Origin of the sequence: Rhodopseudomonas sp. P1 (genome assembly GCF_039642825.1) — a bacterium.
Classification (GTDB): domain Bacteria; phylum Pseudomonadota; class Alphaproteobacteria; order Rhizobiales; family Xanthobacteraceae; genus Rhodopseudomonas; species Rhodopseudomonas palustris_H.
In genome coordinates, this window is record NZ_CP088006.1 from 912,780 (window position 1) to 928,701 (window position 15,922).

Annotated in this window: 12 protein-coding genes; 6 read left to right on the forward strand and 6 right to left on the reverse strand. The window is 66.0% G+C overall.

Going from position 1 to position 15,922, the window contains the following annotated elements; translation table 11 throughout:
• Positions 1-60: 60 nt before the first annotated feature.
• From LRC39_RS04230 to LRC39_RS04245, 4 genes are all read right to left on the reverse strand, one after another.
• A complete protein-coding gene (locus tag LRC39_RS04230) occupies positions 61-1,323 on the reverse strand; it encodes an MATE family efflux transporter (RefSeq protein WP_346296453.1) in 1,263 nt (420 codons plus the stop codon).
• Positions 1,324-1,401: 78 nt separating this feature from the next.
• Complete coding sequence (locus LRC39_RS04235; RefSeq protein ID WP_346296454.1) at positions 1,402-1,704, reverse strand: DUF6460 domain-containing protein; 303 nt, start codon at positions 1,702-1,704, stop codon at positions 1,402-1,404.
• Positions 1,705-1,775: 71 nt separating this feature from the next.
• Positions 1,776-3,641 (reverse strand): ATP-dependent DNA ligase, encoded by a 1,866-nt coding sequence (locus LRC39_RS04240; protein WP_346296455.1) that lies wholly within the window; start codon positions 3,639-3,641, stop codon positions 1,776-1,778.
• Positions 3,638-4,681, reverse strand: a complete 1,044-nt coding sequence (locus tag LRC39_RS04245; RefSeq protein ID WP_346296456.1) for a ligase-associated DNA damage response exonuclease — start codon at positions 4,679-4,681, stop codon at positions 3,638-3,640. Before LRC39_RS04245 ends, LRC39_RS04240 begins: the two co-directional genes overlap by 4 nt.
• Positions 4,682-4,739: 58 nt before the next feature.
• Here LRC39_RS04245 and LRC39_RS04250 point away from each other — a divergent pair, with 58 nt between their 5' ends.
• Positions 4,740-5,714 (forward strand): class I SAM-dependent DNA methyltransferase, encoded by a 975-nt coding sequence (locus tag LRC39_RS04250; RefSeq protein ID WP_346296457.1) that lies wholly within the window; start codon positions 4,740-4,742, stop codon positions 5,712-5,714.
• Positions 5,715-5,894: 180 nt separating this feature from the next.
• Here the strand turns inward: LRC39_RS04250 and LRC39_RS04255 are convergent, their stop codons facing one another.
• Complete coding sequence (locus tag LRC39_RS04255; RefSeq protein WP_346296458.1) at positions 5,895-7,241, reverse strand: outer membrane protein; 1,347 nt, start codon at positions 7,239-7,241, stop codon at positions 5,895-5,897.
• A gap of 343 nt (positions 7,242-7,584) precedes the next feature.
• Here LRC39_RS04255 and LRC39_RS04260 point away from each other — a divergent pair, with 343 nt between their 5' ends.
• The 3 genes from LRC39_RS04260 to pdeM all read left to right on the forward strand — a co-directional run bounded on the left by LRC39_RS04260 (position 7,585) and on the right by pdeM (position 12,478).
• Positions 7,585-8,805, forward strand: a complete 1,221-nt coding sequence (locus LRC39_RS04260; protein ID WP_430624922.1) for an ABC transporter substrate-binding protein — start codon at positions 7,585-7,587, stop codon at positions 8,803-8,805.
• A gap of 195 nt (positions 8,806-9,000) precedes the next feature.
• Positions 9,001-11,688 (forward strand): ligase-associated DNA damage response DEXH box helicase, encoded by a 2,688-nt coding sequence (locus LRC39_RS04265; RefSeq protein WP_346296459.1) that lies wholly within the window; start codon positions 9,001-9,003, stop codon positions 11,686-11,688.
• A gap of 115 nt (positions 11,689-11,803) precedes the next feature.
• Positions 11,804-12,478: a ligase-associated DNA damage response endonuclease PdeM gene (gene pdeM, locus LRC39_RS04270; RefSeq protein WP_346297471.1), complete on the forward strand. Its 675-nt coding sequence runs from the start codon at positions 11,804-11,806 to the stop codon at positions 12,476-12,478.
• A gap of 129 nt (positions 12,479-12,607) precedes the next feature.
• Here the strand turns inward: pdeM and LRC39_RS04275 are convergent, their stop codons facing one another.
• On the reverse strand, positions 12,608-13,471 hold the full coding sequence (locus tag LRC39_RS04275) for a LysR family transcriptional regulator (protein WP_107354268.1): 864 nt from the start codon (positions 13,469-13,471) through the stop codon (positions 12,608-12,610).
• Between the two features lie 97 nt (positions 13,472-13,568).
• On the opposite strand from LRC39_RS04275, the gene LRC39_RS04280 reads away from it, so the two are divergent.
• Positions 13,569-14,489 (forward strand): DMT family transporter, encoded by a 921-nt coding sequence (locus LRC39_RS04280; RefSeq protein ID WP_346296460.1) that lies wholly within the window; start codon positions 13,569-13,571, stop codon positions 14,487-14,489.
• Positions 14,490-14,609: 120 nt separating this feature from the next.
• On the forward strand, positions 14,610-15,917 hold the full coding sequence (locus LRC39_RS04285) for an NRAMP family divalent metal transporter (RefSeq protein WP_205523576.1): 1,308 nt from the start codon (positions 14,610-14,612) through the stop codon (positions 15,915-15,917).
• The last annotated feature ends 5 nt before the right edge of the window (positions 15,918-15,922 follow it).

The following is a 15,922-nucleotide window of genomic DNA, read 5'->3' on the forward strand; positions in this document are numbered from 1 at the left end:
CCCGCACGTGATACGGGCATCAATGTCGGGTTAATTCGGCCCGAGCGATTTGATGAAAACTCAGTGCGCCGCGAACGAGGTCCGCACCATCGCCGGATAGCGCAGCGCCTGCAGGCCGCCGCGCCAGACGTAGTGCGATAACAGCGCGATCCATAGTCCGGTGTTGCCGAGTGGGCGGAGCGCGAACCACGACGCCAGGAACAAAACCAGCGACAGCAGCATCAGGTTGCGCATTTCGCGCGCCCAGGTGGCGCCGATGAAGACGCCGTCATAGGCGAACGCGAACACGCCGAGCATCGGCGCCAGCGTCACCAGCCAGAGATAATCGCGCGCGGTGCGGCGAAGCTCGTCGTTCGAGGTGATGAAGTCGATCAGCATCGGTCCGGCAAACGCATAGATCGCGCTGACGATGAGCGCGAAGCCGAAGCCCCACAGGATCACCAGCCGCGTGGCCTTGACGAAGCCCGCGCGATCACGTGCCCCGAGGGTGCGGCCGCACAGCTGTTCGGCGGCGTTGGCGAGGCCGTCCAGAAAGAACGCGCTGATCATCAGGAAGTTGTTGAGCACCGCGTTGGTGGCCAGCACCACGTCGCCGCCGCGCGCGCCCTGCGCGGTGAAGAACAGGAACACGGCGATCAGCGCCGCAGTGCGGATCATGATGTCGCGATTGACCGCGAACATCCGCCGCAACCGGTGCGGATCGAACAGCATCGCCCGCGATACCTTGAACAGCCCGCGGCCGCGCCAGGCGGCGATCGCGAGCCCGATCACCAGCCCCGAGCCCTCGGCGATCACCGCGGCAATCGCGGCGCCGGCAACGCCGAAATCGAACCACAGCACCAGCAGAATGGTGGCGGCGATGTTGATCAGGTTGATGGCGATCTGCACCGCCAGTGCCAGCGTGGCGCGCGCTTGACCGACCAGCCAGCCGAGCACCGCGAAGTTCGCCAGCACCAGCGGCGACGACCAGATCCGGATCGAGAAGTAGGTCTTGGCTGCGGCGCTCACCGCCTCGCTGCCGCCCATCGCGCCGATCAGCACCGCGGCGAGCGGACCCTGCAGGGCGATCAGCAACAGGCCGATGCCAGCCGCGACGATCAGGCCGCGCAGCAGATGCGCCGGGACTTCACGGCTCTGCCCGGCGCCCAGCGCTTGCGCGGTGAAGGCCAGCGTGCTCATCCGCAGGAAGCCGAACAGCCAGAACAGACAGTCGAACAGTACCGAGGCCATTGAGACGCCGCCGAGCAGCGTCGCCTCGCCGAGCCGCCCGATCGCCGTGGTGGCGACGACGCCGAGTAGTGGCGTGGTCAGGTTGGCAACCATCGCCGGCCCGGCAATGGCAAACACCTGCCGGGTGGTTACGGGCGACTGGACGGGTTCCACGGCGGACGCGGGCGGCCGTCAGCGTCCCCGCGGCGTACTGAACAATCGGGTGAGCAGCCAGATCGGGATCACAATCACGGCGCCGAGCAGGAAGTAGCGCCACAGGCCGTTGATCGCATCGAAGCCGAGATCCCAGATCCGCTCAAACAGCAGCCGGATGCTGGTGATGATATTCCACGGATCGAGGCCGATCGCCGCCAGCACGACGCCGACCAGGATCGACATCAGGATCAGACGAAATGCCACCGCCATCGGCGAGCCGCCGAGGAAGCGGGTCATCCTGTCGTCACTGGCCGGCAGATCCCGGATGTCGTCTCGCATCGTCATGGTCCTCGCGCGTCGCTGACGCATCATATTCGGTGCTGGGCAGATGGGGAACCGGCGCCTTGCCGTCAATGGCCGCGGGCGGCGGTCGCCGGCGGATTTACGGTCTCCGCCTTCAGCATCCGCTCCAGCGTTTCCAGCCGGTCGGCGTCCTTCGGCGGCTTGTCCCAGCGTAGCCGGTTGATGCGTGGAAACCGCATCGCCACGCCGGATTTATGGCGCGGCGAACGTTGCAGGCCTTCGAACGCCACTTCCAGCACCAGGCCCTTATCGGGCTCGTGCACCACATGCCGGACGGGGCCGAACTTCTCGGTGGTGTTGCGGCGGACGAAACGGTCGATCTGCAGCAGCTCTTCGTCGGTGAAGCCGAAATACGCCTTGCCGACCTGCACGAGTTGGTCGCCGCCATCGCCGTCGGTCCAGACCCCGAAGGTGTAGTCGGAATAATACGACGAGCGCTTGCCGTGGCCGCGCTGTGCATACATCAGCACGGCATCGATGATGTGCGGGTCGTGCTTCCACTTCCACCACTGGCCCTTCGGGCGGCCGGGCAGATACAGCGCATCGCGCCGCTTCAGCATCACGCCTTCGACCGCATCGGCATCGAGCCCTGCGCCGGCGCTGGCCGGATCGCGGCGGGCGGCGCGCAAACCTTCCCAGTCGTCAAACGTGATGATCGGTGACAGGTCGACCTTGGGATCGTCGAGTCTGGCGATAAAGGTCTCCAGCCGCGCGCGGCGTTCCGCGAACGGCTGTGTCCGCAGGTCCTGGTCGCCGTCGCCGAGCAGGTCATAGGCGCGCAGGTGGATCGGATAGTCCTTCGTCAGCTTCGGCGTCACCGATTTACGGTTCAGCCGCTGCTGCAGCACATTGAACGACTGCACGCGCTTGTCGCGCAGCACCAGCAGCTCACCGTCGATCGCGCCGGGCAGGTGCAGCGATGGCAACAGATCGGGAAAGCTCATGGTGATGTCTTCGCCGCTGCGCGAATACAGGCGGACCACCGTGTCGCCGTGCTCGTTCTGGCCGCTGACGGCCTGGACACGGATGCCGTCCCATTTCCATTCGGCGATGTAGTCGGCCGGATTCATCGCTGCAAAGTCGGTGTCCTCGACCGCATGCGCCAGCATCACCGGGCGGAACGGCGCCGGATCGCGGTTGACCGGCTGCGGGCCGCGACCTTCGAGCCAGGCGAACAGCTCGCGATATGGCGGCTCCAGTCCGGGCCAAACCAATTCGACATCGTGCGGATCCTTATCGCCGAGCGCAGCGGCTGCGGTCTTGGCCAGCCGGGCCGACACACCGATCCGCAAGGCACCGGTCACCAGCTTCAACAGCGCCCAGCGCCCGGTCTCGTCGAGCTCATCCAGCCACCGCGCCAACTGCGCCGGCAGCTCAGCCTTGCCGAGACTATGCAGCGTGGTGACGATCTCGGTGAGCGTGGGAGGAGGAGGGTTGTTGTGGCCGGTGCTGATCAGTTGATTCTGTAAGGCGACATCCTCGCCGCTTGCGGGGCGAGCCCCCTCTCCCGCTTGCGGGAGAGGGTTGGGGTGAGGGCGCCCCAAGGATGGCGTCCCGTCGTGGCCCCCCACCCCCGACCCCTCCCCGCAAGGGGGAGGGGAGGAGGCCCTGCCAGAGGGAGGGGAGTTGCGCTGTGCGTGGGGAGAGGGCCACATCAGCGCCACCGTCTCGGACAAGTCGCCGACGTAATCGTAGGACAGGCCGAACAGCACCGGGTCGGTGCGCTCGGCGATCAGGGCGCGGATCAGGCCGGGCTTGGCGTGGCGGAACGACAGCGCGCCGGTCAGCGCCGCCAGCGCCCAGCCGCGATCGGGATCTTCGACCTCGCGGAAGTAATTAGTGATCAGCCGCAGCTTGTTGTTGCGGCCGGGCTCGTAGCCGAGGCGGTCGAGCAGTTCTGCGAAGCGGTTCATGCGTCGTTCGCCTCGTCGGCGGCCGGCATGCCGACGTCTTCATCTTCGTCGCCATAGCCGACCAGATCGAGCGGCCGGGCGGCGAGGCCCTTGCTCTTGCACCAATGCACCAGCGCGTCTTCCTGTCCATGGGTGACCCAGACTTCGCCGGCGCCGGTGGCCGCGATTGTCGCAGTGAGGCCGGCCCAATCGGCGTGATCGGAGATCACCAGCGGCAGTTCGACGCCGCGCTGGCGGGCACGGGCGCGCACCCGCATCCACCCCGACGCGAACGCTGTGAGCGGATCGGGGAAGCGGCGGGTCCAGAGGTCGGAGGTCGCAGACGGCGGCGCCAGCGTCATGGTGCCGGCCAGCTCGGCCTTCTTGACGCCTTTCACCGGGCGTAGTTCGCCAAGCGGGATGCCGGATACCTGATAGTAATGCGTGATTTTCTCCATCGCGCCGTGCAGATAGATCGGCGCGTCGTAGCCGGCCTGCCGGATCAGTGCGATCACCCGCTGCGCCTTGCCGAGCGAGTAGGCGCCGACCAGATGCGCGCGCTCCGGAAACAGCGCGACGGAGTCGAGCAGCTTTCTGACTTCGCCCGCCGCGTCGGGATGGCGAAACACCGGCAGACCGAAGGTCGCCTCGGTGATGAAGACGTCGCACGACACGATCTCGAACGGCGTGCAGGTCGGGTCCGGCGCGTCCTTGTAATCACCGGACGCGACGATGCGGATGCCGCCGGCTTCGACCGCGACCTGGGCGGAGCCGAGCACATGGCCGGCAGGATGGAACGTGACCGTCGTGTCGCCGAGCCGGATGGTCTCGCCATAGGCGACCGCCTGGGTCGAGCCTGCGAAGTTGTCGCCGTAGCGCAGCCGCATCATGTCGAGCGTAGGCTGGGTCGCCAGCACGGTGCCATGGCCGGCGCGGGCGTGGTCGGAATGGCCGTGAGTAATCACCGCGCGGTCGACCGGCCGGACCGGATCGATGTGGAAGCCGCCAAGCCTGCAACACAGGCCCGCGGCGGTCGGCATCAGGATGTCGTGCGGTCGCATCTTCGCTATATAGGCGGGCGTACCTTTCAAACGAGTCTCATCCCGCCGGGTTCCGTCGATGCCGACGTACCTGTTCCTGTCGTCCGGAAATGTTCTTGCCGACCGACGCTACGACTTTGCGCGCGAGCTCCTGGCTCGCGGCGAGGCGGAGGCGGCAGCCGACCTGCTGGCGCAGGCGGTCGAACTGGCGCCGGAGTTTACCTCGGCGTGGTTTGCACTCGGGGAAGTTCGTCAGGACCGGCTCGGCGACCGCGACGGGGCGATCGATGCGTTTCGGCGGGCGCGCGCGGCGGACCCGCGCGATCGGCACGGCGCCGGTTTGCGCCTGATGCGGCTCGGCGCCGCCAATCTCGATGCGATGTCGCCCGCCTATGTCGGCACGCTGTTCGATCAGTATGCGCCGCGGTTCGACAAGTCGCTGGTCGAGGATCTCGGCTATCGCGGCCCGGCGCTGCTGCTCGAGGCGGTACGCGAGGTCTGCACAACGACAGGCCGACCGATGTCGTTCCGGCGCGCAATCGATCTTGGCTGTGGCACCGGGCTGGTCGGCCGCGCGTTTGCGCCAATCGTTTCCGAAATCATCGGCTTCGATCTGTCGCCGCAGATGATCGAGCGCGCCCGCGCGAGCCGCGTGTATGCGCGGCTCGCAGTGACTGATCTGGTGCAGGGCCTTGCCAACGAGCCGCCGGCGAGTGCGGAGCTGATCCTTGCCGCCGACGTGCTGATCTACATCCAGGACGTGGCGCCTCTGCTCCGCGAAGCTACGCGAGTGCTGCGGCCGGGCGGCCTGCTCGCCGTCACTGCTGAGACGCATCCGGGCGATGGCGTGGTGCTGACGGCCGGGCTGCGGTTCGCCCAGGCGGAAAGCTATCTGCGCGAAGAACTGGAGCAGGCGAGTCTTGCGGTCGCGCTGCTGCAGCACGCGTCGGCCCGCAATGAGAATCAAGCCCCGCTGCCGGGGGTGGTCGTCGTTGCCTTCAAGCCCGACGACGAGGTCCGACGCGTCGAACCCGAGACGCCTTGCGATACCTAGCCGAGCTTTGACAACGGACCGAGTGATTTTTCGTCATTGCGAGGAGTGGAGCGACGAAGCAATCCAGCTTGGTTCACGCAGGTCCCAATTGCTTCGCTTCGTGCGCAATGACGAGGCTGCCGCAAACAAAAACCCCGGCCGCTAGGCCGGGGCTCTGTGTCCGTCGCTGTGAGGCGAAGATTAGTACTTCGCGACCACCGGCTGATTGAAGTGATAGTTGATGCCGGTGCGCAGGATGTGTTCGGTGACCTTGGTGGTGTTGATGCCGGTGCCGCCGAACACGTCGGTGGTCGAGCCGAGGTCAACGTAGAGATATTCGGTCTTCGAGGTCCAGTTCGGGCCGAGCAGGCCGAACAGCTGGAACGGAGTCTCGATGCCGGCGCCGGCAGCCCAACCACCCTTGGTGGTCTTGAAGCTGTAGTTGCCGATCGAGCTGACGATGTCGGACTTGATGTTGCCGTAGGCGTAGCCCGCGGTGCCGTAGAACAGCGTCGAGCCGAGCGAGTAGCCGATGCGGCCACGCGCAGTGCCGAACCAGGGCAGCTTGGCATCATAGTAGGCCTGCGGGCCGAGCACCGAGGCGCGCTGGTCCTTCTGGGTCGAGCCCTGGAAGTCGGCTTCGACACCGAACACCCAGTTCGAGGCCTGCCAGTTGTAGCCGATCTGGCCGCCGCCGATGAAACCGTCCGGCGCCAGGTTGAAGGCGTCGGTCGCGCCGCCGAGGGTCAGGCTCGAGCGATCACGCCCGGTCGCACCGCCGAAATTGCCGCCGATGTACAGACCAGCCCAGTTCGCCGGCGGCGGGGTGATGTAAGTGCCGTTGCCGCCGATGCGGTAGTTCAGACCGGCGCGGAAGATGCTCTCGCGAACTTCGGTGCGCAGGCTCTGATTGCCGAAGAAGTCGGTCTGGTTGCCGAGGTCGAGATACAGATATTCGATCTTGCCGGTCCAGTTGCCGCCCAGCGCAGCTTCCACACCCGATCCGATCACCCAGCCGGAGCGGGTCTTGCTGTTGTCGAACGCCACCAGACCACCTTCTGTGACGGTGGTCTTGACGCTGCCGACCGCATAACCGCCGGTGAAGTAGGCGACCGCCGGGCCGCGCACGAGGCCGACGCGGCCGCGCACGGTGCCGAACCAGTCGAGCTTCTGGTTGTAGTTGGTGGCGAGGCCGTTGAGCGAGGTGTAGCCGTCGCTGGCGCCGCTGCCCTGGATGTCGGCTTCGAGGCCGAGCAGCATCGGGCCGAGGAACGAGCCGAGCTGCCAGTTGTAGCCGATCTGGCCGCCACCGATCACGCCCTGCGGCTGCAGGTACGTGGTGTTCAGCGAGCCGCCGCCCGGATAGGCATGGGTCTGCAGGTTGCGGCCGAGGCCGACGCCGACGTTGGCGCCGATGTAGAAGCCCGTCCAGTCATAGACGGCGGCAACCGGGGCCTTCAGGTACGGAGCCTTGACGGCGAGATCGGCCGCTTGGGCGCTGACGGCGGCGGTGCCAGCCAGCACGACGCCGGCGAAGATGCGTTTCATGGACGGGAATCCCCTCTTAAACCTGGGCGGACATTACGGGGACGGCATCGAGTCGTCTGTACCCGGGCGGCCACACCGGCCGAAAATCGCGGGTAAACGATTGATTGACGCGGTAAATCCCGGTTTTCAAAGTTCCGGGGTGCGGCGACGAGTCGCCCTCCGATTGCCCGCCGCGCGGCAGAAATCTCGCTCCTTGCGCGTATTCGGCGATCATTCAATCGGTTGATGGGTTGCGCGGCTTTCCGCCTCTGCCCAGGATGGCTCCGCCGCAGAAGCGCACAGCGCCGCGGCCGAACAAGAACCGGTCGTTTCGAGCCGGCACATCCAAGGGGAGAGAAACTCGATGAATTTGCGCACCAGCTCCGTCCGCACGTCCGTGGCGGTGATCGCGGCGGTGATGTTGACCGCGGGGGCGGCGACGGCGGCGGACAAGAAATACGATCCGGGCGCCAGCGACACCGAAATCAAGATCGGCCAGACCGTCCCGCATTCCGGTCCCGGCTCGCTCTACGGCGTGCTCGGCCGCGTCGGTGAAGCCTATTTCCAGATGCTGAACGAGAAGGGCGGCATCAACGGCCGCAAGGTCAAGTTCATCACCCTGGACGACTCCTACAGCGCGCCGAAGGCGGTGGAAGCGACCCGCCGGCTGGTCGAGCAGGAGGAAGTCCTGGCGCTGTACGGCTCGCTCGGCACCGCGCCCCAGACTGCGGTCCATAAGTATCTGAATTCCAAGAAGGTTCCGCAGCTGCTGCTGAACACCGGGGCGTCGAAGTGGAACGACCCGAAGAACTTCAAATGGACCATGGCGGGCCTGCCGCTGTACCCGACCGAGGCCCGCATCCTCGCCAAGCACGTCATTGCGGTGAAGCCGGACGCCAAGGTGGCGATTCTGTACCAGAACGACGATTTCGGCCGCGACTTCCTGGGGCCGTTCAAAAAGGTGCTGGAAGAGGCCGGAGGCAAGGCCAAGGTGGTGGCGGAAGCCAGCTACGACCTGACCGAGCCGACGATCGACTCGCAGATCATCAACCTGTCGAAGTCCGGCGCCGACGTGTTCTTCAACATCACGACCGGCAAGGCGACCTCGCAGTCGATCCGCAAGATCGCCGAGATCGGCTGGAAGCCGCTGCACCTGCTGTCGGCCGGTTCGACCGGCCGCTCGATCCTCAACGCCGCCGGGCTCGACAATGCCAAGGGCATCGTGGCGGTCCGCTACTCGAAGGAAGTCGGCGTGCCGCGCTTCGAGAACGATCCGGACGTCAAGGCGTTCGAAGAGCTGCGCGCCAAGTACTTGCCCAACGTCGATAAGGACAACACCATTGCGTACGCGGGCTATGGCCAGGCCGTGACGATGGCCGAGATCCTGCGTCGCTGCGGCGATAACCTGACCCGTGAAAACGTGATCAAGCAGGCGACCTCGCTGAAGGGCTTCCACTCGCCCTACTTCCTCGACGGCATCGACTACAGCTACACGCCGGACGACTACACCCCGATGAAGACCCTCTACATCGCCACCTTCAACGGCACCGATTGGGACATCTCGGAGAAGCCGTTCACGGAGTAACAGCCGCGCGTGCTGTGATGACCCCGGCCAAGCGGAAGCGCGGCCGGGGTTTTCGTTACGGCGACGGCCCCTCAAGGGTGAGAAGCATCGCGTCAGCCAGGCGTCTCGAACCATGATGCGGCAGAGACTGGCAGGCGGCGGGCATTTCTCGCGCGCAACCTCGACCGCCGCACGGCGAATGCCTAGCTTGGCGGGGTGAGCGTCGCCGATTCTTCCTCCGATTTGCTGCCCGACCGGTTCCGCCGCTGGTTCGCCGAACGCGGCTGGGAGCCGCGCGACCATCAGCTCGCGCTTTTGGAAAAGGCACAGGCGCAACGCTCCGCCCTGCTGATCGCGCCGACCGGTGCCGGCAAGACGCTGGCCGGCTTTCTGCCGTCCCTGGTGGAACTGTCCTCTTCAAGCCCGCTTGCGGGGAGGGGGCGGCTTGTCGGCAATGCCGGCAAGCCGGGTGAGGGGGCTGATGAGTTTCACCCGGTTGAACCAGCCCCGCTTGCCGAGACGCCCCCTCGTCCGGCGCCGCAAGCCAGCCTTGCCGCGCCACCTTCTCCCCGCGCGCGGGGAGAAGGAATGGTCCCGCGCAGCGGCGGGCTCCATACGCTCTACATCTCGCCGCTCAAGGCGCTTGCGGTCGACATCGCGCGCAACCTCGAGACGCCGATCGCAGAGATGAAGCTGCCGATCCGCGTCGAGACCCGCACCGGCGATACCCCGGTGTCTCGGCGGACGCGGCAGCGTCGCAATCCGCCGGACATTCTGCTGACCACGCCGGAACAGCTCGCGCTGCTGCTCGCCTCCGACGATGCGCCCTATCTGTTCGGCTCCTTGCGGCGCATCGTGCTCGACGAATTGCACGCGCTGGTGACGTCGAAGCGCGGCGATCTGCTATCGCTCGGCCTCGCCCGGCTGTGGCGGATTGCGCCGCAACTTCGCGCCATCGGGCTGTCGGCAACGGTGGCCGACCCGGACGAACTCGCCCGCTTCCTGGTGCCGCAGCCGGACGGCGAGGCTGTCTCGGCCGACATCGTCGTCGCCACCGGCGCCGCGCCGCCGATCGTCGAGATGCTCGACACCAAGGAGCGGTTGCCATGGGCTGGGCACTCCGCACGCCACGCGTTGCCGGAGATCTACGACCTGATCCGGCGCAACACCACGACGCTGGTGTTCGTCAACACCCGCAGCCAGGCCGAGATGCTGTTCCAGGAGCTTTGGCGGATCAACGACGACAACCTCGCGATCGCGCTGCATCACGGTTCGCTCGATGTCGGCCAGCGCCGCAAGGTCGAGGACGCAATGGCAGCAGGGCGCTTGCGCGGAGTTGTTTGTACGTCGTCGCTCGATCTCGGCGTCGACTGGGGCGACGTCGATCTCGTCGTCAATGTCGGCGCGCCGAAGGGATCGTCGCGGCTGATGCAGCGCATCGGCCGCGCCAATCACCGCATCGACGAGGCCTCGCGCGCCGTTTTGGTGCCGGCCAATCGTTTCGAAGTGCTCGAATGCGCCGTCGCGATCGAGGCGGTAGCCGAGAATGCGCAAGACACGCCGCCGCAGCGCAAGGGGGCGCTCGACGTGCTGGCGCAGCACATCCTCGGATGTGCCTGCGGCGAGCCGTTCTTCGCCGATGATCTGTACGCGGAGATTCGCAGCGCTGCACCCTATGCGGATTTATCCCGCGCCGACTTCGACGACACGCTCGATTTCGTCGCCAGCGGCGGCTACGTGCTGAAAAGCTACGAGCGCTTCGCCCGCATCAAGCAGGACAAGCAAGGCCGCTGGCGGGTTGCCAATCCGAAAGTGCGGCAGAGCTATCGGCTCAACGTCGGCACCATCGTCGAAGAGGCGATGCTGAAGGTGAAGCTGGTGCGCTCGTCGCGCGCCAAGGGCAGCGGCACCACCGGCGCGATCGCGCGCGGCGGCCGGATGCTCGGCCAGATCGAAGAGGGTTTCATCGAAGGGCTGACGCCCGGCGACACCTTCGTGTTCGGCGGCGAGGTGGTACGCTACGAGGCGCTGATGGAAGATCAGGTCTACGTCTCGCGCGCGCACGACAAGGACGCGCGGGTGCCGTCCTATATGGGCGGGAAATTTCCGCTCTCGACCTATCTGGCCGAGCGGGTCCGCGGGCTGCTCGCCGACAAGCGGGCATGGAAGGGCTTGCCGGATCAGGTGCGCGACTGGCTGGCGCTGCAGACCAGGGCGTCGCAGGTCCCGGCCCGGCGCGAACTGGTGATCGAGACATTCCCGCGCGCCGCCAAGTATTATCTTGTCTGCTATCCGTTCGAGGGCCGGCTCGCCCATCAAACGCTCGGCATGCTGGTGACGAGAAGGCTGGAACGCGCCCGCGCGCGGCCGCTCGGTTTCGTCGCCAACGAATACGCGCTCGCGGTGTGGGGTCTCAGCGACATGTCGCAGATGATCCGGCAGGGCCGGCTCGATCTCGATGCGCTGTTCGATCCGGACATGCTCGGCGACGATCTCGAAGCCTGGCTTGCGGAGTCGGCGCTGATGAAACGCACCTTCCGCAATTGCGCGATCATTTCCGGCCTGATCGCGCGGCGCTTCGCTGGCGAAGAGAAGTCGCGGCGACAGGTGCTGTTTTCAACCGACCTCGTTTACGACGTCCTCAACAAGCATCAGCCCGATCATGTGCTATTGCGCGCCGCCCGCGCCGACGCCGCCACCGGGCTGCTCGATTTGCGGCGGCTGAGTGATATGCTGATGCGAATCAACGGGCGCATCGTCCACAAGGAACTCGACCGGGTGTCGCCACTCGCGGTGCCGGTGATGCTGGAAATCGGCCGGGAAGCCGTGTACGGCGAGGCCTCCGACATCCTGCTCGCCGAAGCTGCCGACGACCTGGTCCGCGAGGCGATGGGATCCACGTAGGATGGGTTGAGCGAAGCGAAACCCATCAGACGCGCGCATTGAATCGATGGGTTTCGCTTCGCTCAACCCATCCTACGGGTGGATTGTTTTGCTGGCAGACCGCGCTTCGAACGAACTGGAAGAGGTGCCTGTCGTTACCATCGCCGGCGTGACCTTGGTCGCCGATCTATTCGGCGCGCTGTATTGGGAAGACGAGCGGCTGCTGGTCGTCTCCGATCTGCATCTCGAAAAAGGCTCGAGCTTCGCAATGCGCGGCGTGCTGCTGCCGCCTTACGACACGGTAGCGACGCTCGGACGGCTCGGCGCGGTGATCGCGCGGTTCAATCCGGCCACCGTAATCGCGCTCGGCGACAGCTTCCACGACCGCGACGCTCATGACCGGCTGTCGCCCGCCAATCGAGACATCCTCACCGCGCTGCAGGCGCGGCGCGACTGGATCTGGATTTCCGGCAATCACGATCCGGACCTGCCGTCCGATCTCGGCGGCAGCGTTGCGGCCGAGGTGGCGGTCGGTGCCGTCGCGTTCCGCCACGAGCCCACCGGTGCCTGTGGAGAGATCGCCGGCCACCTGCATCCGAAGGCGAGGGTCAGCCGCCGCGGCCGCAGCATCGAGCGGCGCTGCTTTGCCGGCGACGGCACGCGCGTGGTGATGCCGGCGTTCGGTGCCTATACGGGTGGGCTGAACATTCGCGATGCAGCGTTCGCGAGACTGTTCGGCGGTGCGACTTTCACCGCCCACGTGCTCGGCGACAACCGCCTCCACGCCATTGCCGCCTCGCGGTGTTGCTGATTCCATAACTATCTACGAGTCATTCCGGGACGCTCGCAAAGCGAGCGAACCCGGAATCTGCAACACAAAGTAACCTCGGGATTCCGGGTTCGCGCTACGCGCGCCCCGGAATGACGACGAGAAGAATGCTCACGCCGCCTTGGTGTGAACCTCCTCGCAAAATTCGGCGAGCCTGTCGGCGAGCCGCAACGTCGCCGGGCTGGCTTGCGGGGCGGCGATCAGCGCGAGCTCGGTGCGTTCGATCGGCGGGAAGCCATCGCGCGCGGTGAGTTTGCGATGATCGGCCTGAATTGAAATCTCCGACAGGATCGACAGGCCGAGCCCCGCCGCGACTGCGGCCTGAATGCCGGCGAGACTCGAGCTCGTATAGGCCATGTGCCAGCGCCGGCCCGCGGCTTCGATTGCGTGGATCGCGCGGCGCCGATACAGGCAGCCGCCGGGAAAGAAGATCAGCGGCACCGAGTTGGCCTTGGGGTTGCACGGGTGGCTCTTGCTGTTCACCCAGTACACGCGCTCCGGCCACGCCGCGACCGCGCCGGTGCCGCCAGCTTCGCGCTTGAGCAGCACCAGATCGAGATCGCCGCGTTCGAGATCGCGCTTCAAATTCAGGCTTTGATCGGCGCGGACATCGAGCCGCAGGCCGGGACGGGCACGCGAGAAATTGCCGAGCAGCCGCGGCAGCCGGTACAGCGCGAAGTCTTCCGGAATCCCGAGCCGCACCGCGCCCTCGGTGCTCGGCCGCCCGACCACATCGCGTGCCTCTTCGGCGAGTGCGAGCAGGCGCCTTGCGTAGGATAACAGCCGCTCGCCCGCCTCGGTCGGCAGCACGTCCTTGCCGCTGCGGTCGAGCAGTTGCTGGCCGAGATCGTCCTCAAGCCGCTTGATCTGCTGACTCACCGTCGACTGCGTCCGGTGCACGCGCTGGCCGGCGCGTGTGAAGCCGCCGGCCTCCACCACCGAGACGAAACTGCGCAGCAGTTCGAGATCGAGCATCGCAGCCTCATTCGAAAATCCACTGAGGGTGATTTTATCATTTAATTTCCCAATGACAACGCGAGCCCCTAAGCCGAGGCATCAGGAGACGCTTTCGATGTCGCTTACGCCCGCTGTTTCGCTCGCCTCGCCGCTGCTCAACCCGCGTGCCCTCCAGATCGTGCTGTTCTGCGCGCTGTGGAGCTTCGCCTTCGTGGCCGGCAAAGTCGGCGTCTCCGATTGCCCGCCGCTGATCCTGCTGGCGGCGCGATTCAGCCTCGCCGGCATTCTGATCCTCGGCATCTCGGCGTTGCGCCGCGAGTCGTGGACGTTGCGGCCACGCGATGTCGCGATTTGCGCGCTGCTCGGCCTCGCCAATAACGCGCTGTATCTCGGCCTCGGCTATGTCGGGCTGCAGACCGTCTCGGCCGGCATCGGCGGGCTGATCGTCAGCGCTAATCCGGTATTCACCGCGGTGGCGGCCGCGCTGCTGCTGCACGAGGCGCTGACCTGGCGAAAGGTCGCCGGCCTGGTACTGGGTGTCGCCGGGGTCGCTTTCATCGTCTGGCACCGCGTCGCGATCGGTGCCGAGGCATGGACCGGGCTCGGCTTCACACTAGCCTCGCTGGCGTCGATCGTCGCCGGCACCATCCTGTTCAAGCGTCTGGCGCCGAGTGGCAGCCTGTGGATCGGCAACGGCATCCAGAATCTCGCCGCCGGCCTCGCGCTGACGCCCCTGGCGTTCTCGCTATCGAGCGTCAACGACATCGTACCGAGCTGGCGGCTCGCCGGCGCATTTGCCTTCCTGGTGCTCGGCGGTTCGATCATCGCCTATTGGCTGTGGTTTCGGCTGCTGACGCTTTATGGCGCGACTGCCGCCAGCGCCTGGCACTTCGTGATGCCGCCGCTGGCGATGTTGTTCGCCTGGCTGGTGCTTGGCGAATCGATCGATGGCCGAGATTTGCTGGGTGTGATCCCGGTGGCGATCGGAATCTATCTGGTGACAAGGCCGGCGCGTCCGGCTGTCCCGGCAGGCTGAATTGCCGGTGGAGCGTTCCGCTGCCGGAACGAAGCGGCTTCCGCTACGTTGGAGCTCATCCACTTAGCCGGGATCCCGAGCGTGACCTTTGACGCCAGACGAGAGTTCGACCGGCCAGACTTGATCGATCCAGCCCCGGATGGGGCGCCCAAGGTCCAACGCCTCCAAACCTTCCGGCTCCGCGGCTTCTTCAAGACTCTCGGCCCCGGCCTGATCACTGGGGCCTCCGACGACGATCCGTCCGGGATCGGCACCTACAGTCAGGCCGGCGCGCAGCTTGGTTACGGCATCGGCTGGACCATGCTGCTGACATTTCCGCTGATGGTGGCGATCCAGGAGATTTCCGGCCGGGTCGGGCGCGTCACCGGCCACGGCATCGCCGGCAACGTCTGTCGGCATTATTCCGGCCGCCTGCTCGCCGTAATCGTGGTGCTGCTGTTCACCGCGAACACCATCAACATCGCCGCCGATCTCGCCGCGATGGCCGACGCCACCAAGTTGCTGATCGGCGGGCCGGCACTATTCTACGTGGTGGCGTTCGGTACGATCTCGGTGCTGGCGCAGATTTTCTTCGACTACAAGCGCTACGTCTCTGTGTTGAAATGGCTGACGCTATGCCTGTTCGCCTATGTGGGCGCACTGGCCGCCGCCAAAGTCGACTGGGGACAGGCTGCCGCCGGCGTGCTGATCCCGCACGTCGCGTGGAGCAGCACTTATCTCACCACCATCGTGGCGATCCTCGGCACCACGATCTCGCCCTATCTGTTCTTCTGGCAGGCCTCGCAGGAGGCGGAGGAAGAGCGGATCGATCCGCACAAGAAGCCGCTGATCAAAACGCCACAGGACGCGCCACAGGAATTCCAGCGCATCCGGGCCGACACTATCATCGGCATGGCGTTCTCCAATCTGATTGCGCTGGCGATCATCATCACTGCAGCCGCCACGCTGCACGCCAGCGGCAAGACCGATATCGAAACCTCGGCGCAGGCTGCCGAGGCGCTGCAGCCGATTGCCGGTTCGTTCGCCGAATGGATCTTTGCGCTCGGCATCGTCGGCACCGGTTTGCTGGCGATTCCGGTGCTGGCGGGTTCAGCGGCCTATGCGGTCGGTGAGGGGAGGCGTTGGCCGGTCGGTCTGGCGCGAAAGCCGAAGCAGGCGGTGGCGTTCTACAGCGTACTGGCGCTGTCGGCTGTGCTCGGCATCGCGCTCAATTTCGCCCCGATCAACCCGATCTCGGCGCTGTATTGGAGCGCAGTGATCAACGGCGTCCTGGCTGTACCGGTGATGGTGCTGCTGATGCTGATCGCCCGCCGCCGCGACGCCATGCACGGCTTCGTCGTCCGTGGCCCGCTGCACTGGCTCGGCTGGCTCTCGACCGCCGCGATGGGTGTCAGCGTGGTGGCAATGGCGGTGGGCTATTTGCTTTAGTTAGC